Genomic DNA, 15,200 nt, shown 5'->3' on the forward strand with positions numbered 1-15,200 from the left:
AGGCAACGCATGTCGCAACATCAGCAACTGCAGCAACCCTCGCCGGCCGGCCCGCAGTGGCCGGTCATGTCGATTGCCGAGGCGCACGCCCGGCTGACCGCCTCCGGTGCGCCGTTCGAAACCGAGACGCGTGTGATCCGGGGCATTCCCACCACGGTCTGGAAAAACGCGCCGCCCACGCTGCGGGACCTGTTCCTGGTCGCCGCCGCCTGGGGCGAAAAGACGTTCGTGGTCTACGAGGACGAACGGGTCAGCTATCGCGCATTCGCGCTGGCCGCCACTGCGCTTGCGCACCAGCTGGTGCGCGACGGCGTGCGCAAGGGCGACCGCGTGGCCGTGGCCATGCGTAACCTGCCCGAGTGGCCCGTGGCACTCTATGCCGGGCTGCTGACGGGGGCCATCGCCACGCCGCTCAACGCGTGGTGGACCGGCCCCGAACTCGAATACGGCCTGCTGGATTCGGGCAGCCGCATCGCCATCGTCGATCACGAGCGGCTTGACCGTATCCTTGAGCACCTGCCGAACTGCCCCGCGCTGGAACGCATCTATGTGTCCCGCGCGCCGGCTGACGCCAAGTTCGACGACCCGCGCATCGTGCCGCTGGCCTCGGTGATCGGTGACTCCGGTGCCTGGCCGTCGCTGCCGTCGCAATCTCTGCCGCTGGTGCCGCTCGACCCCGAAGACGACGCCACGATCTTCTATACGTCGGGCACCACGGGCAAACCCAAGGGCGCCGTCGGCACCCACCGCAACGCCTGCTCGGTGGCCGTCTGCGCGCAGTTCAGCCCGCTGCGCAACCTGCTGCGGCGTGGCGAGCCGGTGCCCGAGCCGAATCCCGATGCTCCACAGAAGGCCGCGTTGCTGGCCGTGCCGTTCTTCCACGTCACCGGCTGCATGTCCGTGCTCAACGGGGCGCTGGCAAGCGGCGGCAAAATCGTGCTGATGTATCGCTGGGACACCCTGCGCGCCATGGAACTGATCGAACGCGAGCGATGCACCTCGGCCGGCGGCGTGCCCACCATCGCCTGGCAGATCATCGAACATCCGCGGCGCGACGAATTCGACTTGACGTCGCTCGAAAACGTCCATTATGGCGGCGCGCCGGCATCACCCGAACTGGTCCGACGGATCAAGGAGGCGTTTCCGAACGCCGCGCCCGGCATCGGGTGGGGCATGACGGAAACGTCCGCCACGTTCACCAGCCACAGCGCCGACGAGTACATTCACCGGCCGGACGCCAGCGGCCCCGCGCTGCCGATCGGCGAGATGAAGATCGACGACGGCTTCGGCAATGCGCTGCCGCCCGGCGAGATCGGCGAACTGATGGTGCGCGGCGCCAACGTCGTGCATGGCTACTGGAACAAGCCCGAGGCCACGGCGAAGACCTTTGTCGATGGATGGCTGCACACCGGCGACGTGGCGCGGCTGGACGAGGAAGGGTTTCTCTACATCGTCGACCGCATGAAGGACATGCTGATCCGTGGCGGCGAGAACATCTACTGCATCGAGGTGGAAAGCGCGCTGTATGCGCATCCGGCTGTCATGGATGCTGCCGTGGTCGGCATTGCGCACCGGACGCTGGGCGAGGAGCCGGGCGCAGTGGTCAGCCTGAAGCCGGGCGCGCGCGCCACCGAAGTGGAGCTGCAGGATTTCGTGCGCCAGCAGCTCGCCGCGTTCAAGGTGCCGGTGCGGATCATCGTCCGCGACGACATGCTGCCCCGCAATCCGAACGGCAAGATCCTGAAATCGAACCTGCGCAAGCTGTTCGAATAGGAAGGCCGGCGTCGCAACACTCGGCGACGCCCCGAGGCCGTCACTTCACGGGGATCGGCGTCCCGGCAGGCACCGGCACGGCCGTCACCGCGTTCTGCGGGCTGCCGCTGACGATGCGGTCCGAATAGGTCAGGTAGACCAGCGTATTGCGCTTGCGATCCACCGCGCGCACCACGTGCAGGGTCTTGAACAGGATCGACATGCGTTCGGAGAACACGTCCTCCTGCGCCTTGAGCGGGCCCTTGAACGCGATCGTTCCCACCTGCCGGCAGGCAATCGAGGCCTCGGGCGGGTCTTCGGCCATGCCGAACGTCCCTTTGATGCCGCCGGTACGGGCTCGCGACACGTAGCATGTCACCCCTTCCACCTGCGGATCGTCGTAGGCCTCGATCACGACCTTGTCCGACCCCGTCACCCGGAAATTCGTCGAAACGCTGCCGATTTCCTCGGCCTGGGCGGCACCCAGCAGCGCGGCCAGGCTACATGCCAGCCCCGCTGTCACGACGGCACGCAACGGCCTTTGCGTCATTCGGTGGTCGCCCCTTTGATCTCGTCGTGGCGGCGCTCCATTTCCTGGCGCAGCGCACGACGCTGCTTGGCGGCTTCGAAGCGTTGGCGCTCCACCTCGTCACGCGGCTGCAGCGGCGGCACTTCGGCCGGCGTGCCGTTGTCGTCCACGGCCACCATCGTGAAATAGCAGCTGTTGGTGTGGCGCACCACCTTGCTGCGGATGTTCTCGGTCACCACCTTGATGCCGATCTCCATCGAGCTGCGGCCCGTGAAGTTCACCGCCGCCAGGAACGTCACCAGTTCGCCGACGTGAATCGGCTGGCGAAACACCACCTGGTCGACCGACAGCGTCACGACATACCGTCCGGCATAGCGGCTCGCGCAGGCGTAGGCCACCATATCCAGGTACTTGAGGATGGTGCCGCCGTGGACGTTGCCGGAAAAATTGGCCATGTCCGGCGTCATCAGCACGGTCATGGACAGCTGGTGGGACAGATCATTCATCGCAGAAAATCCAGAAATCAAGCCTGAGGCGCGGGCAGTGTAACCCGCTGGGCCGGGTCATGGCATATCGGATGGCGCAATTTCCGCCGCGAAGCAGCAAAACAGTCTGAATATACTGCGGGATAAATAAAAAAAGCGGCCCGGCAGGCCGCTTTCTGTACTTCCGTAACGCTCTGGACGCGATGCGCTTACTTCTTCTTGTTCACGGCGTCCTTGAAACCCTGGCCGGCCGAGAACTTCACCGTCTTGGCGGCCGGGATCTTGATCGTTTCGCCGGTGCGCGGGTTGCGACCGGTACGTGCAGCACGCTTGCCCGAGCTGAAGCTGCCAAAACCCACCAGCGTAACCGAGTCACCCTTCGCAACTGCCTTCTTGATACTGTCCAGCGCAGCGTTCAGCGCGCGCTCGGCGGCAGCGTTGCTGAGTTCTGCTTCCGCGGCGATGGCCGATACCAGTTCACCTTTATTCATGGCTGATTTCCCTTGTTTGGTCGTCGTCACCGGACTTTTGCCAAGTGGCAAAAGTCCGATCGGCGCAGTCTAATCTGCCCTTTGCGGCTTGAGCAATCCCCAGTGGCACCGATGCAACGAAAACAGCCGGAAATCGTTCTCCGACAAGACTTAGCGGGGTTTTTACCCCTCTGTTTTTCGAATCGGAACATCACATTTGCGGATCGGGACGTATCGGACGACGCACTTTATGAAATGGGCAGAATGTTGCCGATTATCCACTCGCATGCGCAATTTCCGCCCCTGATTTCCCGAAGGTTGAATGTCTGGCCAGCGCGCATTTTCGGTGCATCGCGGCGCCATGCACCATTCAGGCCCAGCTTCCCCCAACGTGATGCGTCTTTTTGGCGCATCCTGCCCCACAATCGCCCGGCCCTCACCTCCGCCGGGCTATCGGTCGGGATGCCCCACTCGCCAGTCGGGTGCGTATCGCCCAGATTTGGCGCGGCATTCCCCGTTTCGCGCCAAAAACTGGAACGCTAATTGCTTATCCGTGCTCCCATTTTGAGCATGAGATAACGATGGACAACCTGAAGACAGGCACGGATGCCTTGTTCATCCTGCTGGGCGCGATCATGGTGCTGGCAATGCACGCAGGGTTCGCATTCCTGGAGCTTGGCACGGTTCGCAAGAAGAACCAGGTCAATGCACTGGTAAAGATTCTGGTCGATTTCGCGGTGTCGACACTCGCCTACTTCTTCATCGGATACACCATCGCCTATGGCGTCCAGTTTTTTGCGGGCGCCGAGGTTCTGGCCGAGAAGAATGGCCACGAACTGGTGAAATTCTTCTTCCTGGCCACGTTTGCCGCCGCCATTCCGGCGATTATCTCGGGCGGCATCGCGGAACGATCGCGTTTCAATCCGCAACTGATGGCGACCTTCGTCCTGGTGGGCTTTGTCTATCCGTTCTTCGAAGGCATCGTCTGGAACAACCGCCTCGGCGTGCAGGAGTGGCTGGCTGCGGTAACGGGCGCACCGTTCCATGACTTTGCCGGTTCGGTGGTCGTGCACGCGGTGGGCGGCTGGATCGCCCTCCCCGCCGTGCTGCTGCTGGGCGCCCGCCGTGGCCGTTATCAGAAGGATGGCCGCATCAGCGCGCATCCGCCGTCGAACATCCCCTTTCTGGCGCTGGGCGCCTGGGTGCTGGCGGTGGGCTGGTTCGGCTTCAATGTGATGAGCGCGCAGACCATCGACAAGATCAGCGGCCTGGTGGCCATCAATTCCCTGATGGCGATGGTTGGCGGCACGCTCGCCGCCTGGGCGGCCGGCCGCAATGACCCGGGCTTCTCGTACAACGGCCCCCTGGCCGGGCTGGTGGCGGTCTGCGCGGGCTCCGACATCATGCATCCGCTGGGCGCACTGGTGACTGGCGCCGTGGCCGGCGTGCTGTTCGTCTATTTGTTTACGCTGGCCCAGAACAAATGGCATATCGACGATGTGCTGGGGGTCTGGCCGCTGCACGGCCTCTGCGGCGCCTGGGGCGGCATTGCCGCGGGCATTTTCGGCAGCCACCTGCTGGGCGGGATGGGCGGCGTGTCGTTGGTGTCGCAATTGGCGGGCACGCTGATGGGTATCGTCGTCGCGCTGGTTGGCGGCACGGTGGTCTATGGCACGCTCAAGAAGCTGGTGGGCATCCGCCTGGACCCGGAAGAAGAATTCAATGGCGCCGACCTGACGCTGCACCGCATCTCGGCCACGCCGGAGCGTGAAACCAACTGGTAAGCCACGGATTTGCAAAGCATTACGAAAAAAAGCGGCCGGGCATTAACCCGGCCGTTTTTACTTGGCGCGCAAAAAAGATTGACTTGAACTTTCGGGCGTGGGCGCCCAATAATGCCCTTGCCGTTTCCGCAAACGCCGACACAGGCGTGCCTTGTGATCCTGACATTATCGACAGCATCCTTTCGTTTTCGCTGTCCCTGTTTTTCCTGCCCGTAAATCACAGGAGCATGTTCATGGATACCACCTCGCTGCAAAGCATCCGCGACGTCATTTACAGCTACGCCACCATATTCGGTGTGAAAATCCTCGCCGCGCTGGCGTTCTGGGTGGTGGGCCGCTGGCTGATTCATTTCGTGGTACGGCTCGTACAGAATTCGCTCGCCAAGCAAAGCGTCGACCCCACGCTGCTGCGCTATGTCGGATCGATCGTCACCGTCACGCTGAATGTCGTGCTGGTGATCGGCATCCTCGGATACTTCGGCATCCAGACCACCACATTCGCGGCGCTGATCGCGGCGGCGGGCGTGGCCATCGGCATGGCGTGGTCCGGACTGATGTCCAACTTCGCTGCCGGAGCGTTCCTGGTTGTCCTGCGGCCGTTCAAGGTGGGCGATTTCGTGACCGTGGGCGGCGTGACCGGCACGGTGCGCGAAATTGGCCTTTTTGCGACGTCGCTCGATACCCCGGACAACGTCCTGACCGTGGTCGGCAACAACAAGATCTTCAGCGACACGATCCAGAACTTCACGGCCAACCCGTTCCGGCGCGTGGAACTGAAGGCGCAACTGGCCGGCACCACCGACGCCGTGGCGGCCATCGCGCTGCTCAAGGAAAAACTGGCCGCCATCCCGAACGTGCTGGCCGAACCGGCGGTCGATGTCGAGATCCTGGAATTCACGCTGGTGGGCCCGGTGCTGGCGGTACGCCCGTACTGCCACAACGACCACTACTGGCAGGTGTACTTCGACACCAATCGGACGATCCGCGACAGCTTCGGCGCGGCCGGCTTTGCCGCCCCGATGCCGGCACAGATGGTGGTCATGCAGAATGCACCGGCCGTGCCGTTGACGCAGCCGGCCAACCAGGCCGCCTGAGCCGGGAGCCCGGCGCACCCCGGGGCCATCGCCCCGAACGATCACCCGGGCTGGCGCATGCCGGCCCGCCCGTACAGACGCAGCAGCACGGCGCCGCTGCCGCAGACCGCCATCACCACGGCCAGTGGCAGCGCCGTACCATCGTGCCAGACACTGACGGCGGCACCCGCCAGCGTGCCGAAACCGAACTGGAGCGTGCCCATCAATGCCGACGCCGTGCCGGCCCGATGGCTTTGATGCGCAAGGGCCAGTGCCGAAGCATTGGGCGTGATGCATCCCAGCCCGGCCAGGAACACGAAGAAGCAGCACAGCAGCACCGGCAGCGACGCCACGCCCAGCAGCGTAGCCGCAGCCAGCGTCAGGCCCGCCACGCATGGCGCAATCAGCGCGACGCGCAGCACATCGTCCAGCGCACGGGCGCGCACCAGCTTGGCGTTGACCTGCGACATCGCGATCAGGCCAAATGCGTTGGCCCCGAAAACAAAGCCGTAGTGGGAGGGATCGATGCCATGCAGTTCGATCAGCACGAACGGCGAACCCGCGATATAGGCGAACATGCCGCCCTGCACGCAGCCGGCGGACAGCGAGTAGCCCAGGAATTCACGGTCACGCAGCAGCTCCCAGTAGCCGCGCAGCACCGTGCCGGGATGCAGCGTGCGACGGCGCTGCGGATCCAGCGATTCCTCCATGCGCGTATGGATCAGCCACAGCAGCAGCACGGCCGCGCCGCAGTGAATCCAGAAGATCGCGCGCCACCCCGTGGCCGCCAGGACGGCCCCACCGATCAGCGGCGCCAGGATCGGCGCCAGCCCCATCACCAGCATCAGCGACGAAAAGGCCCGCGCGGATTCGCGTGCCTCGAGCCGGTCGCGAATCACCGCACGCGAGACCACCAGCCCGGTGCAGCCGCCCAGCGCCTGCAGGAAGCGCCAGACCATCAGCGACTCCACGCTCGACGCGAGCGCACAGCCGGCGGCGGCCACGCCATAGATCGTCAGCCCCGCATAGAGCGGCGCCTTGCGCCCGAACCGGTCGCTGACCGGTCCGTAAAACGCCTGTCCGATCGCCAGCCCTACCAGGAAGGTGCCCAGCGTCAGTTGCACCTTGCCGATATCGGTATGAAGGTCGGCTGCCAGCGCGGGGAAGCTGGGCAGGTACATGTCAATGGAAAGCGGTGCGATAGCGGTGAGCGACGCGCAGATCAGCAGCCAGAGCGGAAAGCGCGCGTCGGCACGCGCGCTTGCGGAAGACGTCATGAAAAGGATCCGGTAAGACAAGCCGCAATTGTTGCATAGCGGGCAACCCCCTGGCGGCGCGCGCGTCAAGTCACCATACGTACCGTGGAAAATCCGCCGCAAACCGGCTGCCCGTGCGGCATCGCGGGTGGCGCTGCTTTCACGTGTGGCGGCGTGGAGGGTACAATGCCTGCCTGTCGGGACGGATGTCCCCAGACCACGCAGTCAGACGCATCGCGGGAGACGGATCACGGGACCCGTCCCCGGCAACGTTATCCTGCATGACCATACGACATACGCCGTTTATTGCTTCGCTGAGCCTGGTTGCATTCGCAGCCTTGCCGTCGTTGCCCGCAGGGGCCGCGCCTGGCAGGCCGCCCGCCATGGCACCGGCTTCGTCGCCCGCGCCCGTGGCGATCGACGAAGCCGAGGCCCTGTCACGCATGCTCAAGGGCGCGGCCACCGGACAGAACACCGGCGCGGCCGGCGTTCCCGAACTGCTGCGCAATACCAATCGCCCGGACAGCGTGCTGGCACGCGCCTGCCGCCAGCTCAACGACATCCTGCCCATCGAGATCGACGGCGAGACGCGCCTGCGCCGCTGCCAGTCGATCCCGGGCAAGCACGTACTCTTCCAGCTGGAACTGACCAACTTCCGCGGCCCGATGCTCGACCTGGCCAGCTTCGAGGTGAATTACGCCGCGCCGCTCCAGCGCAACATCTGCGCCAACCGCGACGTGGAAATCCTGACCAAGCTCGGCGTCAGCATGATGTTCCGCTACATGACGCGTAACGACCGCGGCGAGCGCCGCGTGGGCGACGTCTATATCAACGCGCCGATCTGCGTGTCGGCGCTGCGCTGAGACGCTTTCCTGAAACGCTCCCGTTTGAAACGCGCAAAAAAAACGGCAGGCCCTGGCGCCTGCCGTTCTTCATTGTGCGGACCGCCGGTCAGGCCACCCTCGGCCGCAATGGCAGCACGTTGGGGGCGCGGCGCAGCAGCACCCGGGTTTCCTTCCATGCGGCATCGGCCAGCGGCGACCCCCAGACCAGCTCGTGCAGCTTCGACAGTGCGAACGGGTCGCCCAGCAGCACATGTTTCTGTGCCGGCGACAGGGAACCCGGGCCATGGGTGAGGGCATGCTGCACCAGCGACGCATGCTGCAGCCTTGCTGGCTCGGGCTGTACCGTACGCGGCGTGGCCGTGGCACACATCAGCGCGTTGGTCACCGGATCGACCACGGCATCGACGAAGCGCGGCGTTTCCTGGGCGTTTTCCACATGCTGCTGCGTTTCGACGATCTCGCGCGGCACATAGGTTTCCTCGGGGATCATGAACAGGCCCGCGCGACGCGCGGCACGGCCCAGCGACACGCGCGACAGCATCACCGACAGCGGAATCGACATCGCCAGCGAGCCCACGATCGGCAGCAGCCACCAGATGAAGCCAGGGCTCAGCCAGTACACGCCGGCGCCCCACACCAGGCCCAGCACCGTGTGCCAGCCGTGGCGGCGGAACGCTTCGCCCCAGGTGGTTTCGGCATCCTCGCGCGGGGGCGACTTCCACGAAATGCCCCAGCCGCTGTACGCGGCGATCACGAACTTGGTATGGAACAGCATGCGCGTCGGGGCCAGCAGCGCCGAGAGCGTCATCTCGATCAGCATGCTCAGGACCAGGCGCACCACGCCGCCGTACTGCTTTGCATCCTTGAGCAGCAGGATCACGCTGGCCAGCTTCGGCAGGAACAGCAGCGTCGCCGTGGCCGAAAACAGCATCAGCGCCTTTTCCGGATGCCATTCGGGCCAGGTCGGGAACAGCTGGTACTGCTTGGTGAAGTATTCGGGCGGCACCAGCGCGTGCTTGGCCAGTGCGGCCGTGGACAGCAGCAGGAACAGGAACCACAGCGGCGCCGACACATAGGCCATGATGCCGGTCAGGAACACGGCGCGATGCACGGCGTGGAAGCCCTGCTTCATCCACAGCCGGAAGTTCATCAGGTTGCCCTGGCACCAGCGGCGGTCGCGCTTGACCTCGTCCAGCAGGTTCGGCGGCAATTCCTCGAAGGAACCAGGAAGGTCATAGGCAATCCAGACGCCCCACCCCGCGCGCCGCATCATGGCGGCCTCGACAAAGTCGTGCGACAGGATCTCGCCGGACAGCGGCCCCTTGCCGGGCAGCGGCGCCAGGCCGCAATGCTCCATGAACGGCTTGATCCGGATGATGGCGTTGTGGCCCCAGTAGTGCGACTCGCCAAGCTGCCAGTAGTGCAGCCCGGCCGTAAACAGCGGACCATAGACGCGCGTGGAAAACTGCTGCACACGCGCGTACAGCGTGTCGCGGCCCACGGCCAGCGGTGCGGTCTGGATGATGCCGGCGCCCGGGTTGGCTTCCATCAGGCGGGCCAGCGTGGCCAGGCAGTCGCCGCTCATCACGCTGTCGGCGTCCAGCACGATCATGTAGCGGTACTTGTTGCCCCAGCGGCGGCAGAAGTCGGCCACATTGCCGGTCTTGCGCTTCACGCGGTGACGTCGCCAGCGATAGAAGATGCGGCCAAAGCCGCCCACGGCGCGGCACAGTTCGATCCAGGCGTCGTGCTCGGCGGTGCGCAGGTCGGGATTGCCGCTGTCGGACAGCACGAAGAAATCGAAATGCTGCAGCTCGCCCGTGCGTTCCAGCGATTCGTAGGTAGCACGCAAGCCCGCGAAGACGCGCGTCACGTCTTCATTGCAGATCGGCATGATGATCGCCGTCCGCGCGGACGGGTCGATCGGCGCATCGCTGGCGGCGCTGCGCGAGATCAGGTGCTTGTCGCCGCCCTTGAAGAGGACCAGGAAGCCCATCATCGCCGTCCAGAAACCGGCCGAGACCCACGAGAACAGGATCGCGAACAGGGTCAGGATGGCCACTTCGAGCGGATCGGCGCCGTGGTACGGCAGCACACGCGACATGAAGTACGTGGCCATGATGGTCTGGCCCACCACCAGCGCCAGCAGGAACCAGCGACGGTGCGAACCGGCCGGGTGCCACTTGCCTTCGGCGTCGGGGCCGTCGTGCAGCGTGTCCCAGGTCTCGGGCACGGGCGGGCGGCCCAGCATCTTGCGCCAGGCATTGCGGATGCCGCCCCAGACGATATGCGGCGGCCACTGGCGCGGCACCATCGATGCGCGTTCGGGGTCCGGCCCCGTATGCACGCGCACGGTGCCATCGTCGTTGCGCTGCAGGAGCGGCTTGCCGTCCACCTGCGGGTTGCCATAGGCCATCGCAAAGCGACGCCCCACCGACGCGTAGGTGGCCCCGCCCGGGGTGCTGCCGTGATTCAAATCGGGAGCTTCCTTGTCCTTCGGGTCGCGACCGGCCAGACGCGTTTGCAATTCAATCATGGCCGACGGCACTTCGATACCCTCGGCCGGCACGCTGGACATCAGCGATTTGGGGGTATCGGCCAGCAGCTCGCTACGCAGTTCGGGCGAAGCCGGCAGGCGGTCGACATAGCGCTCGCATGCTGCCGCCGCCTGGGCCGGGCGCTGCTTTAGCCGGGGGGTAAGATGTAGCTCCATGTTTCGGATTGGGTTGTATTGCCGTTGCGAAGATAGCCGCGCAACTCAACCGGCTTGTTCTCGTCCTTGCGCCGCATGAACATCGTCATGCGCCAGCCACCCGTGGCCTCGTTGCGCTGGACTGTTGTCTTGAGCAGTTCGCCATTGGCGTCCGCCGATACCACCGGGTCCAGGCGCGCCTCTTCGGGCAGCCTCTTGAAGCCGGGTCCCTCGAAATCCACCACCAGCGAGAAACTGGTGTCGTCCGGCTTGCGCGTCAGGCCCTGGCCGCGACGCGTCTGCGTGACCCACGACAGCGGCGGCAGGTTCTCGCCATCCTTCTGCCATTTCAGCCGGTACTCGTAGTCGAAAGCCTGTTTCGGCTTGGGCGGGTTGTCCGGCACCCAGAACGCCACAATGTTGTCGTTGGTTTCGTCCGGGGTCGGGATCTGCACCAGCTCCACGCGCCCGGATCCCCAGTTGCCCTTGGGTTCGACCCAGCCGCTCGGGCGCCGCTCGTACCAGGAACCGATTTCCTGGTAGCTGTCGAAGCTGCGGTCGCGCTGCATCAGGCCGTAGCCCTGCGGATTGTTCGCGGCGAACGACGTCACGAGCAGGCGCTTCGGATTGACCAGCGGACGCCAGATCCATTCGCCGGTACCGAGCTGCACCGACAGGCCGTCGGAGTCATGCACCTCGGGGCGGAAATCGGTGGTGGGCGACGGCTGGTTCTCGCCGAACAGATACATGCTCGTCAGCGGTGCCAGGCCGAGCTTGGTCACGTGCTCACGCAGGAACAGACGCGACTTGACCTCCATCACCGTCTCGTTGCCGGGCTTGATGATGAAACGGTACGCACCGCTCATGCGGCGCGAATCCATCAGCGCATAGATCGTCAGCTGCTTGTCGTTGGCGGACGGCCGTTCGATCCAGAATTCTGTGAATCGCGGGAACTCCTCGCCGGAGTTCAGCGCCGTATCCACGGCCAGGCCGCGCGCCGACAGACCGTACCACTGGTCCTTGCCCAGTGCGCGGAAGTAGCTCGCCCCCAAGAACGACGCCAGTTCGTCCTTGCGCTTGCCTTGCTGGTTCAGCGGATACATGAGCCGGAAGCCGGCGAACCCCAGGCCCTTGAGCTTGGCGGGGTCCACCTTGTGCGAGCCATAGTTGAACGCCGCGGGATCGAAGCGGAATTCGCGCACGCTGTTGCTGACCACCTCGTTGATCCGCACGGGCTGGTCGAACACCATACCCTCGTGGAAGAACGAGATCTCGAACGGCAGACGTGCCCCGCGCCAGGCAAATCGCTCGGGCTTGTATTCGATCTCGCGATAGCGTTCGTAAGTCAGTTCCTTCAGCTCGCGCGGCAGTTCCTGCGCCTTGGGCGGCTTGTACGGCGATGCCGAGAGCTGGCGCGCGCGTGCCGCCACGGTTTCGAAATCGAAGGCGTGGGCGGTCAGCGCCAGCAAGGCCAGCATGCCGCCGCCAATCCAGCGCCCCATCCCTGACATCCTGCCGGGTAAGCGGCGCGCTGGCGCGGCGGTCGGGCGTTGGATGGGCAGGAACGACGTCGGATATGCGGACATGAAGGCCGTAGGCAGGTTTGGCGGGGAAGCAGGCGGCCGGACGAAACGACCGCCCCGGAATACGTCAGGAAACTTCAACGATTGGCTACAGCAAAAGACGGACCAGCGTGCGGCGCATCGGGCGCGGCGCCGGTATCAAACATCGGTACAGTCGCGCCGGGTGCAACGTACGCTTGTCGAGATTGTTGCAATGCGAGGCGAAACCTTAACAATTCGAGACTTAAAAGTCACGTTTCGTCGCGGCAACGTTTGCAACAAAATGTCTCACCTGTGGGCTCGAAGGCGCCCCAGGCGGGCGCGTCTGGGCTGATGTCAAGCATAGGTCATGCTTCGGACAACGCCATGATGGTGCCGAACGGCGAAATTGCGGTGCCGCCCGATGGCCGACAGGCCGCTATCACGGTAGGCACGACCGGCCGGCTGTGCATTCCGATGCACCGCGTTTACAATCGCCGACGTGATCCAACCGCTTTTTCAGCCAAAAGGAATCGTCATGCACGTTCGGCGCCTAACCCGTCCGACCCTGGCCGTCAGCCTGGGCTGCGCCCTGCTCCTGGGCACCGCGCAACCCGCGTTCGCCTATTTCCAGACGTATCTGTCCGGCAGCATCATCGGTACGCTGACCAAGAAGGAAGCGGCCTCGCTGCAGCAGTCCGTTGCAAAGGCGCTCAATAGCACCGAGGACAACCAGGTGGTGGAATGGCACTACCCGGCCGAGAACCGGCGTCAGGCCGTCGATGGCACGATCAGCCCGATCGCCACCAAGACCGATCAGGGCCAGAAGTGCCGCAGGCTCAAGTCCGACCTCAAGCGTGGCAGCGCCACCGAGGCATGGTCGGGCTGGTTCTGCAAGCAGTCGAACGGCACCTGGAAGGCGCGGCACGTCGAAGACTGAAGCCGTCGCCAGCCGCCGCAGCGGGCCCTGCCGGGCGTTCTTGCCTGACGGCGGCCTGCGCGGCGACGGCCTGCTCAGTGGCAGAGGCGCGTCATCAGGTCGCCAGCCAGCGTGCCGGACACCGCTTGCTGCGGCATGCCGGCCTGAGGCCCGCGGATCGTATAGAGCGAGTCGCCACGGGCATATCGTTTGGCATATAGCGTCTGCTCGATCACGGCATACATGGACGTGGCGCAATTGAGCACCATTCGCTTCAGCGACGAGCGGATGGTGTCGCCGCTGGCGGTCTTGATCACGCCCGGCGGCGCATTGTGAACCAGCGCGACGCCCACCTCCGACCCCCGCCGGCGAATCGACGTCTGGTCCAGATAGGAAATCACGCCATTGGCGCCCATCAGTGGCAACCAGCGTTGCGGATCGGGCGCCCCCGGATCGGGAGACACCACCTGCGTACATCCTTCACGCGGCGCGCCGCGGAAGATGGTGCCGCCATTGGGCCCCTGGCACTGGTACAGGCCGCTGGCCGCGGCCGCGCGGGCGGGAGGATTGCCGAAGGACGGCGCGCCACTGGACTCGGCCTGCGCCGCCACGCTGAAACACGCGCCGGCGACCAGCGCCGTGCGTGCGAACATGCGGAAAAACATCGGGAGGTACCCTCGTAAGGACGGGAAGAAGCCCGCGATTTTCGCACAGCACACTGCCATGGCAACAGTCCGTGGCGCAGGGAACCGCCTGAAGCGGCAATGCCGCGCGGCAATCCCGCGCGATATTCGCGCGCGGCTTGCGCAGGATCAGCCTTTCCTCAGCCCTGCTGCTCGCGCCACGCCACCAGGTCTGCAATGGTCAGCACCGGCAGCTGGTACATCTGCGCAAAGGCCAGCGCCTCGGGGCGGCGCGCCATCGTGCCGTCCGGATTCATCAGCTCGCACAGGACCGCCGCCGGCGACAGGCCGGCCATGCGCGCCAGTTCCACCGAGCCTTCGGTATGGCCGCGGCGCTGCAGCACGCCGCCGTCCACGGCCACGAGCGGGAACACATGCCCGGGGCTGACCACCGCATCGGTCCCGGCATCGTCGGCAATGGCGGCGCGGATCGTCGTGATGCGGTCGGCCGCGCTGACGCCGGTGGTCACGCCTTCGCGCGCCTCGATCGACACCGTGAACGCGGTGCCGTACTGGCTGCGGTTGTTCTCGACCATCGGACGCAGACCCAGCTTGCGCACCTTGTCGGCGGTCAGGCACAGGCAGACGATGCCGCTGCATTCGCGGATCATCATCGCCATGTTGGCGTTGGTCAGGCGCTCGGCGGCCAGAATCAGGTCGGCCTCGTTCTCGCGGTCGTCATCGTCGAGCAATACGACGGGACGCCCTTCGCGCATGGCGTCGAGCGCCTGGGCGATGCGCTCGGCAAGCGGGCGCGGGTCGGCTTCGGCCATGGCAATATCGCCAGATGGCAGGCCGGAAAGATGGTTTTGATTGAGAGACAGCATGGGTGAAACGCTCCGTGCAATGAAGTTCATGGGCGTTTCAGGGGAACGATCAGCGAAAGCGCGCAACGCTCCGCCCCCGCGGACGGACTACGCCGTTCGCGCGTGGGAATGCCGTGCGGATTCCGCCCATCTTCTTTCATCCGGACTATGACCGTCGGCCCTGGCTTCTCACCAGGTCTGCTGACCCCGCACGGGAATGCGGGCGCTCGCGGGCTCGTGGCGACCTGCCTTTCGACAGTGGCCACATACCGCCGGTGGGGACTTTCACCCCGCCCTGAAGACGTAACGATGCCGCCGCAGCCTGCAAGCCGCGACGGCCGGGCGATGTTAGCACGACTGTGCTT

13 protein-coding genes and 1 riboswitch are annotated in these 15,200 nt (G+C 65.1%); of the genes, 5 read left to right on the forward strand and 8 right to left on the reverse strand.

Annotation, left to right across the window (positions count from 1 at the left end; genetic code table 11):
• Positions 1-9 precede the first annotated feature (9 nt).
• On the forward strand, positions 10-1,773 hold the full coding sequence (locus tag BLQ58_RS19020; protein ID WP_092601101.1) for a class I adenylate-forming enzyme family protein: 1,764 nt from the start codon (positions 10-12) through the stop codon (positions 1,771-1,773).
• Between the two features lie 40 nt (positions 1,774-1,813).
• Here BLQ58_RS19020 and BLQ58_RS19025 read toward each other — a convergent pair whose 3' ends face one another.
• The 3 genes from BLQ58_RS19025 to BLQ58_RS19035 form a co-directional block, all read right to left on the reverse strand.
• On the reverse strand, positions 1,814-2,302 hold the full coding sequence (locus BLQ58_RS19025) for a CreA family protein (protein ID WP_092601103.1): 489 nt from the start codon (positions 2,300-2,302) through the stop codon (positions 1,814-1,816).
• Positions 2,299-2,787: an acyl-CoA thioesterase gene (locus BLQ58_RS19030; RefSeq protein WP_092601105.1), complete on the reverse strand. Its 489-nt coding sequence runs from the start codon at positions 2,785-2,787 to the stop codon at positions 2,299-2,301. Before BLQ58_RS19030 ends, BLQ58_RS19025 begins: the two co-directional genes overlap by 4 nt.
• Positions 2,788-2,975: 188 nt before the next feature.
• Positions 2,976-3,257, reverse strand: a complete 282-nt coding sequence (locus BLQ58_RS19035; RefSeq protein WP_008651272.1) for an HU family DNA-binding protein — start codon at positions 3,255-3,257, stop codon at positions 2,976-2,978.
• Positions 3,258-3,817: 560 nt separating this feature from the next.
• Here BLQ58_RS19035 and BLQ58_RS19040 point away from each other — a divergent pair.
• Together BLQ58_RS19040 and BLQ58_RS19045 are read left to right on the forward strand one after the other, a co-directional pair.
• Positions 3,818-5,020 carry an ammonium transporter gene (locus BLQ58_RS19040; protein WP_092601107.1) on the forward strand — a complete coding sequence of 401 codons (1,203 nt, stop codon included), beginning with the start codon at positions 3,818-3,820 and terminating at the stop codon, positions 5,018-5,020.
• Positions 5,021-5,253: 233 nt separating this feature from the next.
• Positions 5,254-6,114, forward strand: a complete 861-nt coding sequence (locus BLQ58_RS19045; RefSeq protein ID WP_092601108.1) for a mechanosensitive ion channel family protein — start codon at positions 5,254-5,256, stop codon at positions 6,112-6,114.
• 41 nt (positions 6,115-6,155) lie between these two features.
• Here BLQ58_RS19045 and BLQ58_RS19050 read toward each other — a convergent pair whose 3' ends face one another.
• Entirely contained in the window at positions 6,156-7,370 is a 1,215-nt protein-coding gene (locus BLQ58_RS19050; RefSeq protein WP_092601109.1) for a Bcr/CflA family multidrug efflux MFS transporter, read from the reverse strand.
• Between the two features lie 260 nt (positions 7,371-7,630).
• Between BLQ58_RS19050 and BLQ58_RS19055 the strand changes: the two genes are divergently transcribed.
• Complete coding sequence (locus BLQ58_RS19055) at positions 7,631-8,212, forward strand: hypothetical protein (protein WP_092601110.1); 582 nt, start codon at positions 7,631-7,633, stop codon at positions 8,210-8,212.
• Between the two features lie 88 nt (positions 8,213-8,300).
• On the opposite strand, the gene mdoH is transcribed toward BLQ58_RS19055, so the two are convergent.
• Positions 8,301-10,907, reverse strand: coding sequence for a glucans biosynthesis glucosyltransferase MdoH (mdoH, locus tag BLQ58_RS19060; protein ID WP_092601112.1), 2,607 nt, complete (start codon positions 10,905-10,907; stop codon positions 8,301-8,303).
• Positions 10,880-12,397, reverse strand: coding sequence for a glucan biosynthesis protein G (locus tag BLQ58_RS19065; RefSeq protein ID WP_092601114.1), 1,518 nt, complete (start codon positions 12,395-12,397; stop codon positions 10,880-10,882). Before BLQ58_RS19065 ends, mdoH begins: the two co-directional genes overlap by 28 nt.
• A 568-nt stretch (positions 12,398-12,965) precedes the next feature.
• Between BLQ58_RS19065 and BLQ58_RS19070 the strand changes: the two genes are divergently transcribed.
• A complete protein-coding gene (locus BLQ58_RS19070; protein WP_092601115.1) occupies positions 12,966-13,367 on the forward strand; it encodes an RT0821/Lpp0805 family surface protein in 402 nt (133 codons plus the stop codon).
• Between the two features lie 74 nt (positions 13,368-13,441).
• Here the strand turns inward: BLQ58_RS19070 and BLQ58_RS19075 are convergent, their stop codons facing one another.
• Positions 13,442-14,011 carry a surface-adhesin E family protein gene (locus tag BLQ58_RS19075; protein WP_092601117.1) on the reverse strand — a complete coding sequence of 190 codons (570 nt, stop codon included), beginning with the start codon at positions 14,009-14,011 and terminating at the stop codon, positions 13,442-13,444.
• 158 nt (positions 14,012-14,169) lie between these two features.
• Entirely contained in the window at positions 14,170-14,856 is a 687-nt protein-coding gene (gene ribB / locus BLQ58_RS19080; RefSeq protein ID WP_092601119.1) for a 3,4-dihydroxy-2-butanone-4-phosphate synthase, read from the reverse strand.
• A gap of 124 nt (positions 14,857-14,980) precedes the next feature.
• Positions 14,981-15,142: riboswitch (FMN riboswitch) on the reverse strand.
• Between the last annotated feature and the right edge of the window lie 58 nt (positions 15,143-15,200).

The sequence above is a fragment of the Ralstonia sp. 25mfcol4.1 genome (genome assembly GCF_900104095.1).
Taxonomy (GTDB): Bacteria; Pseudomonadota; Gammaproteobacteria; order Burkholderiales; family Burkholderiaceae; genus Cupriavidus.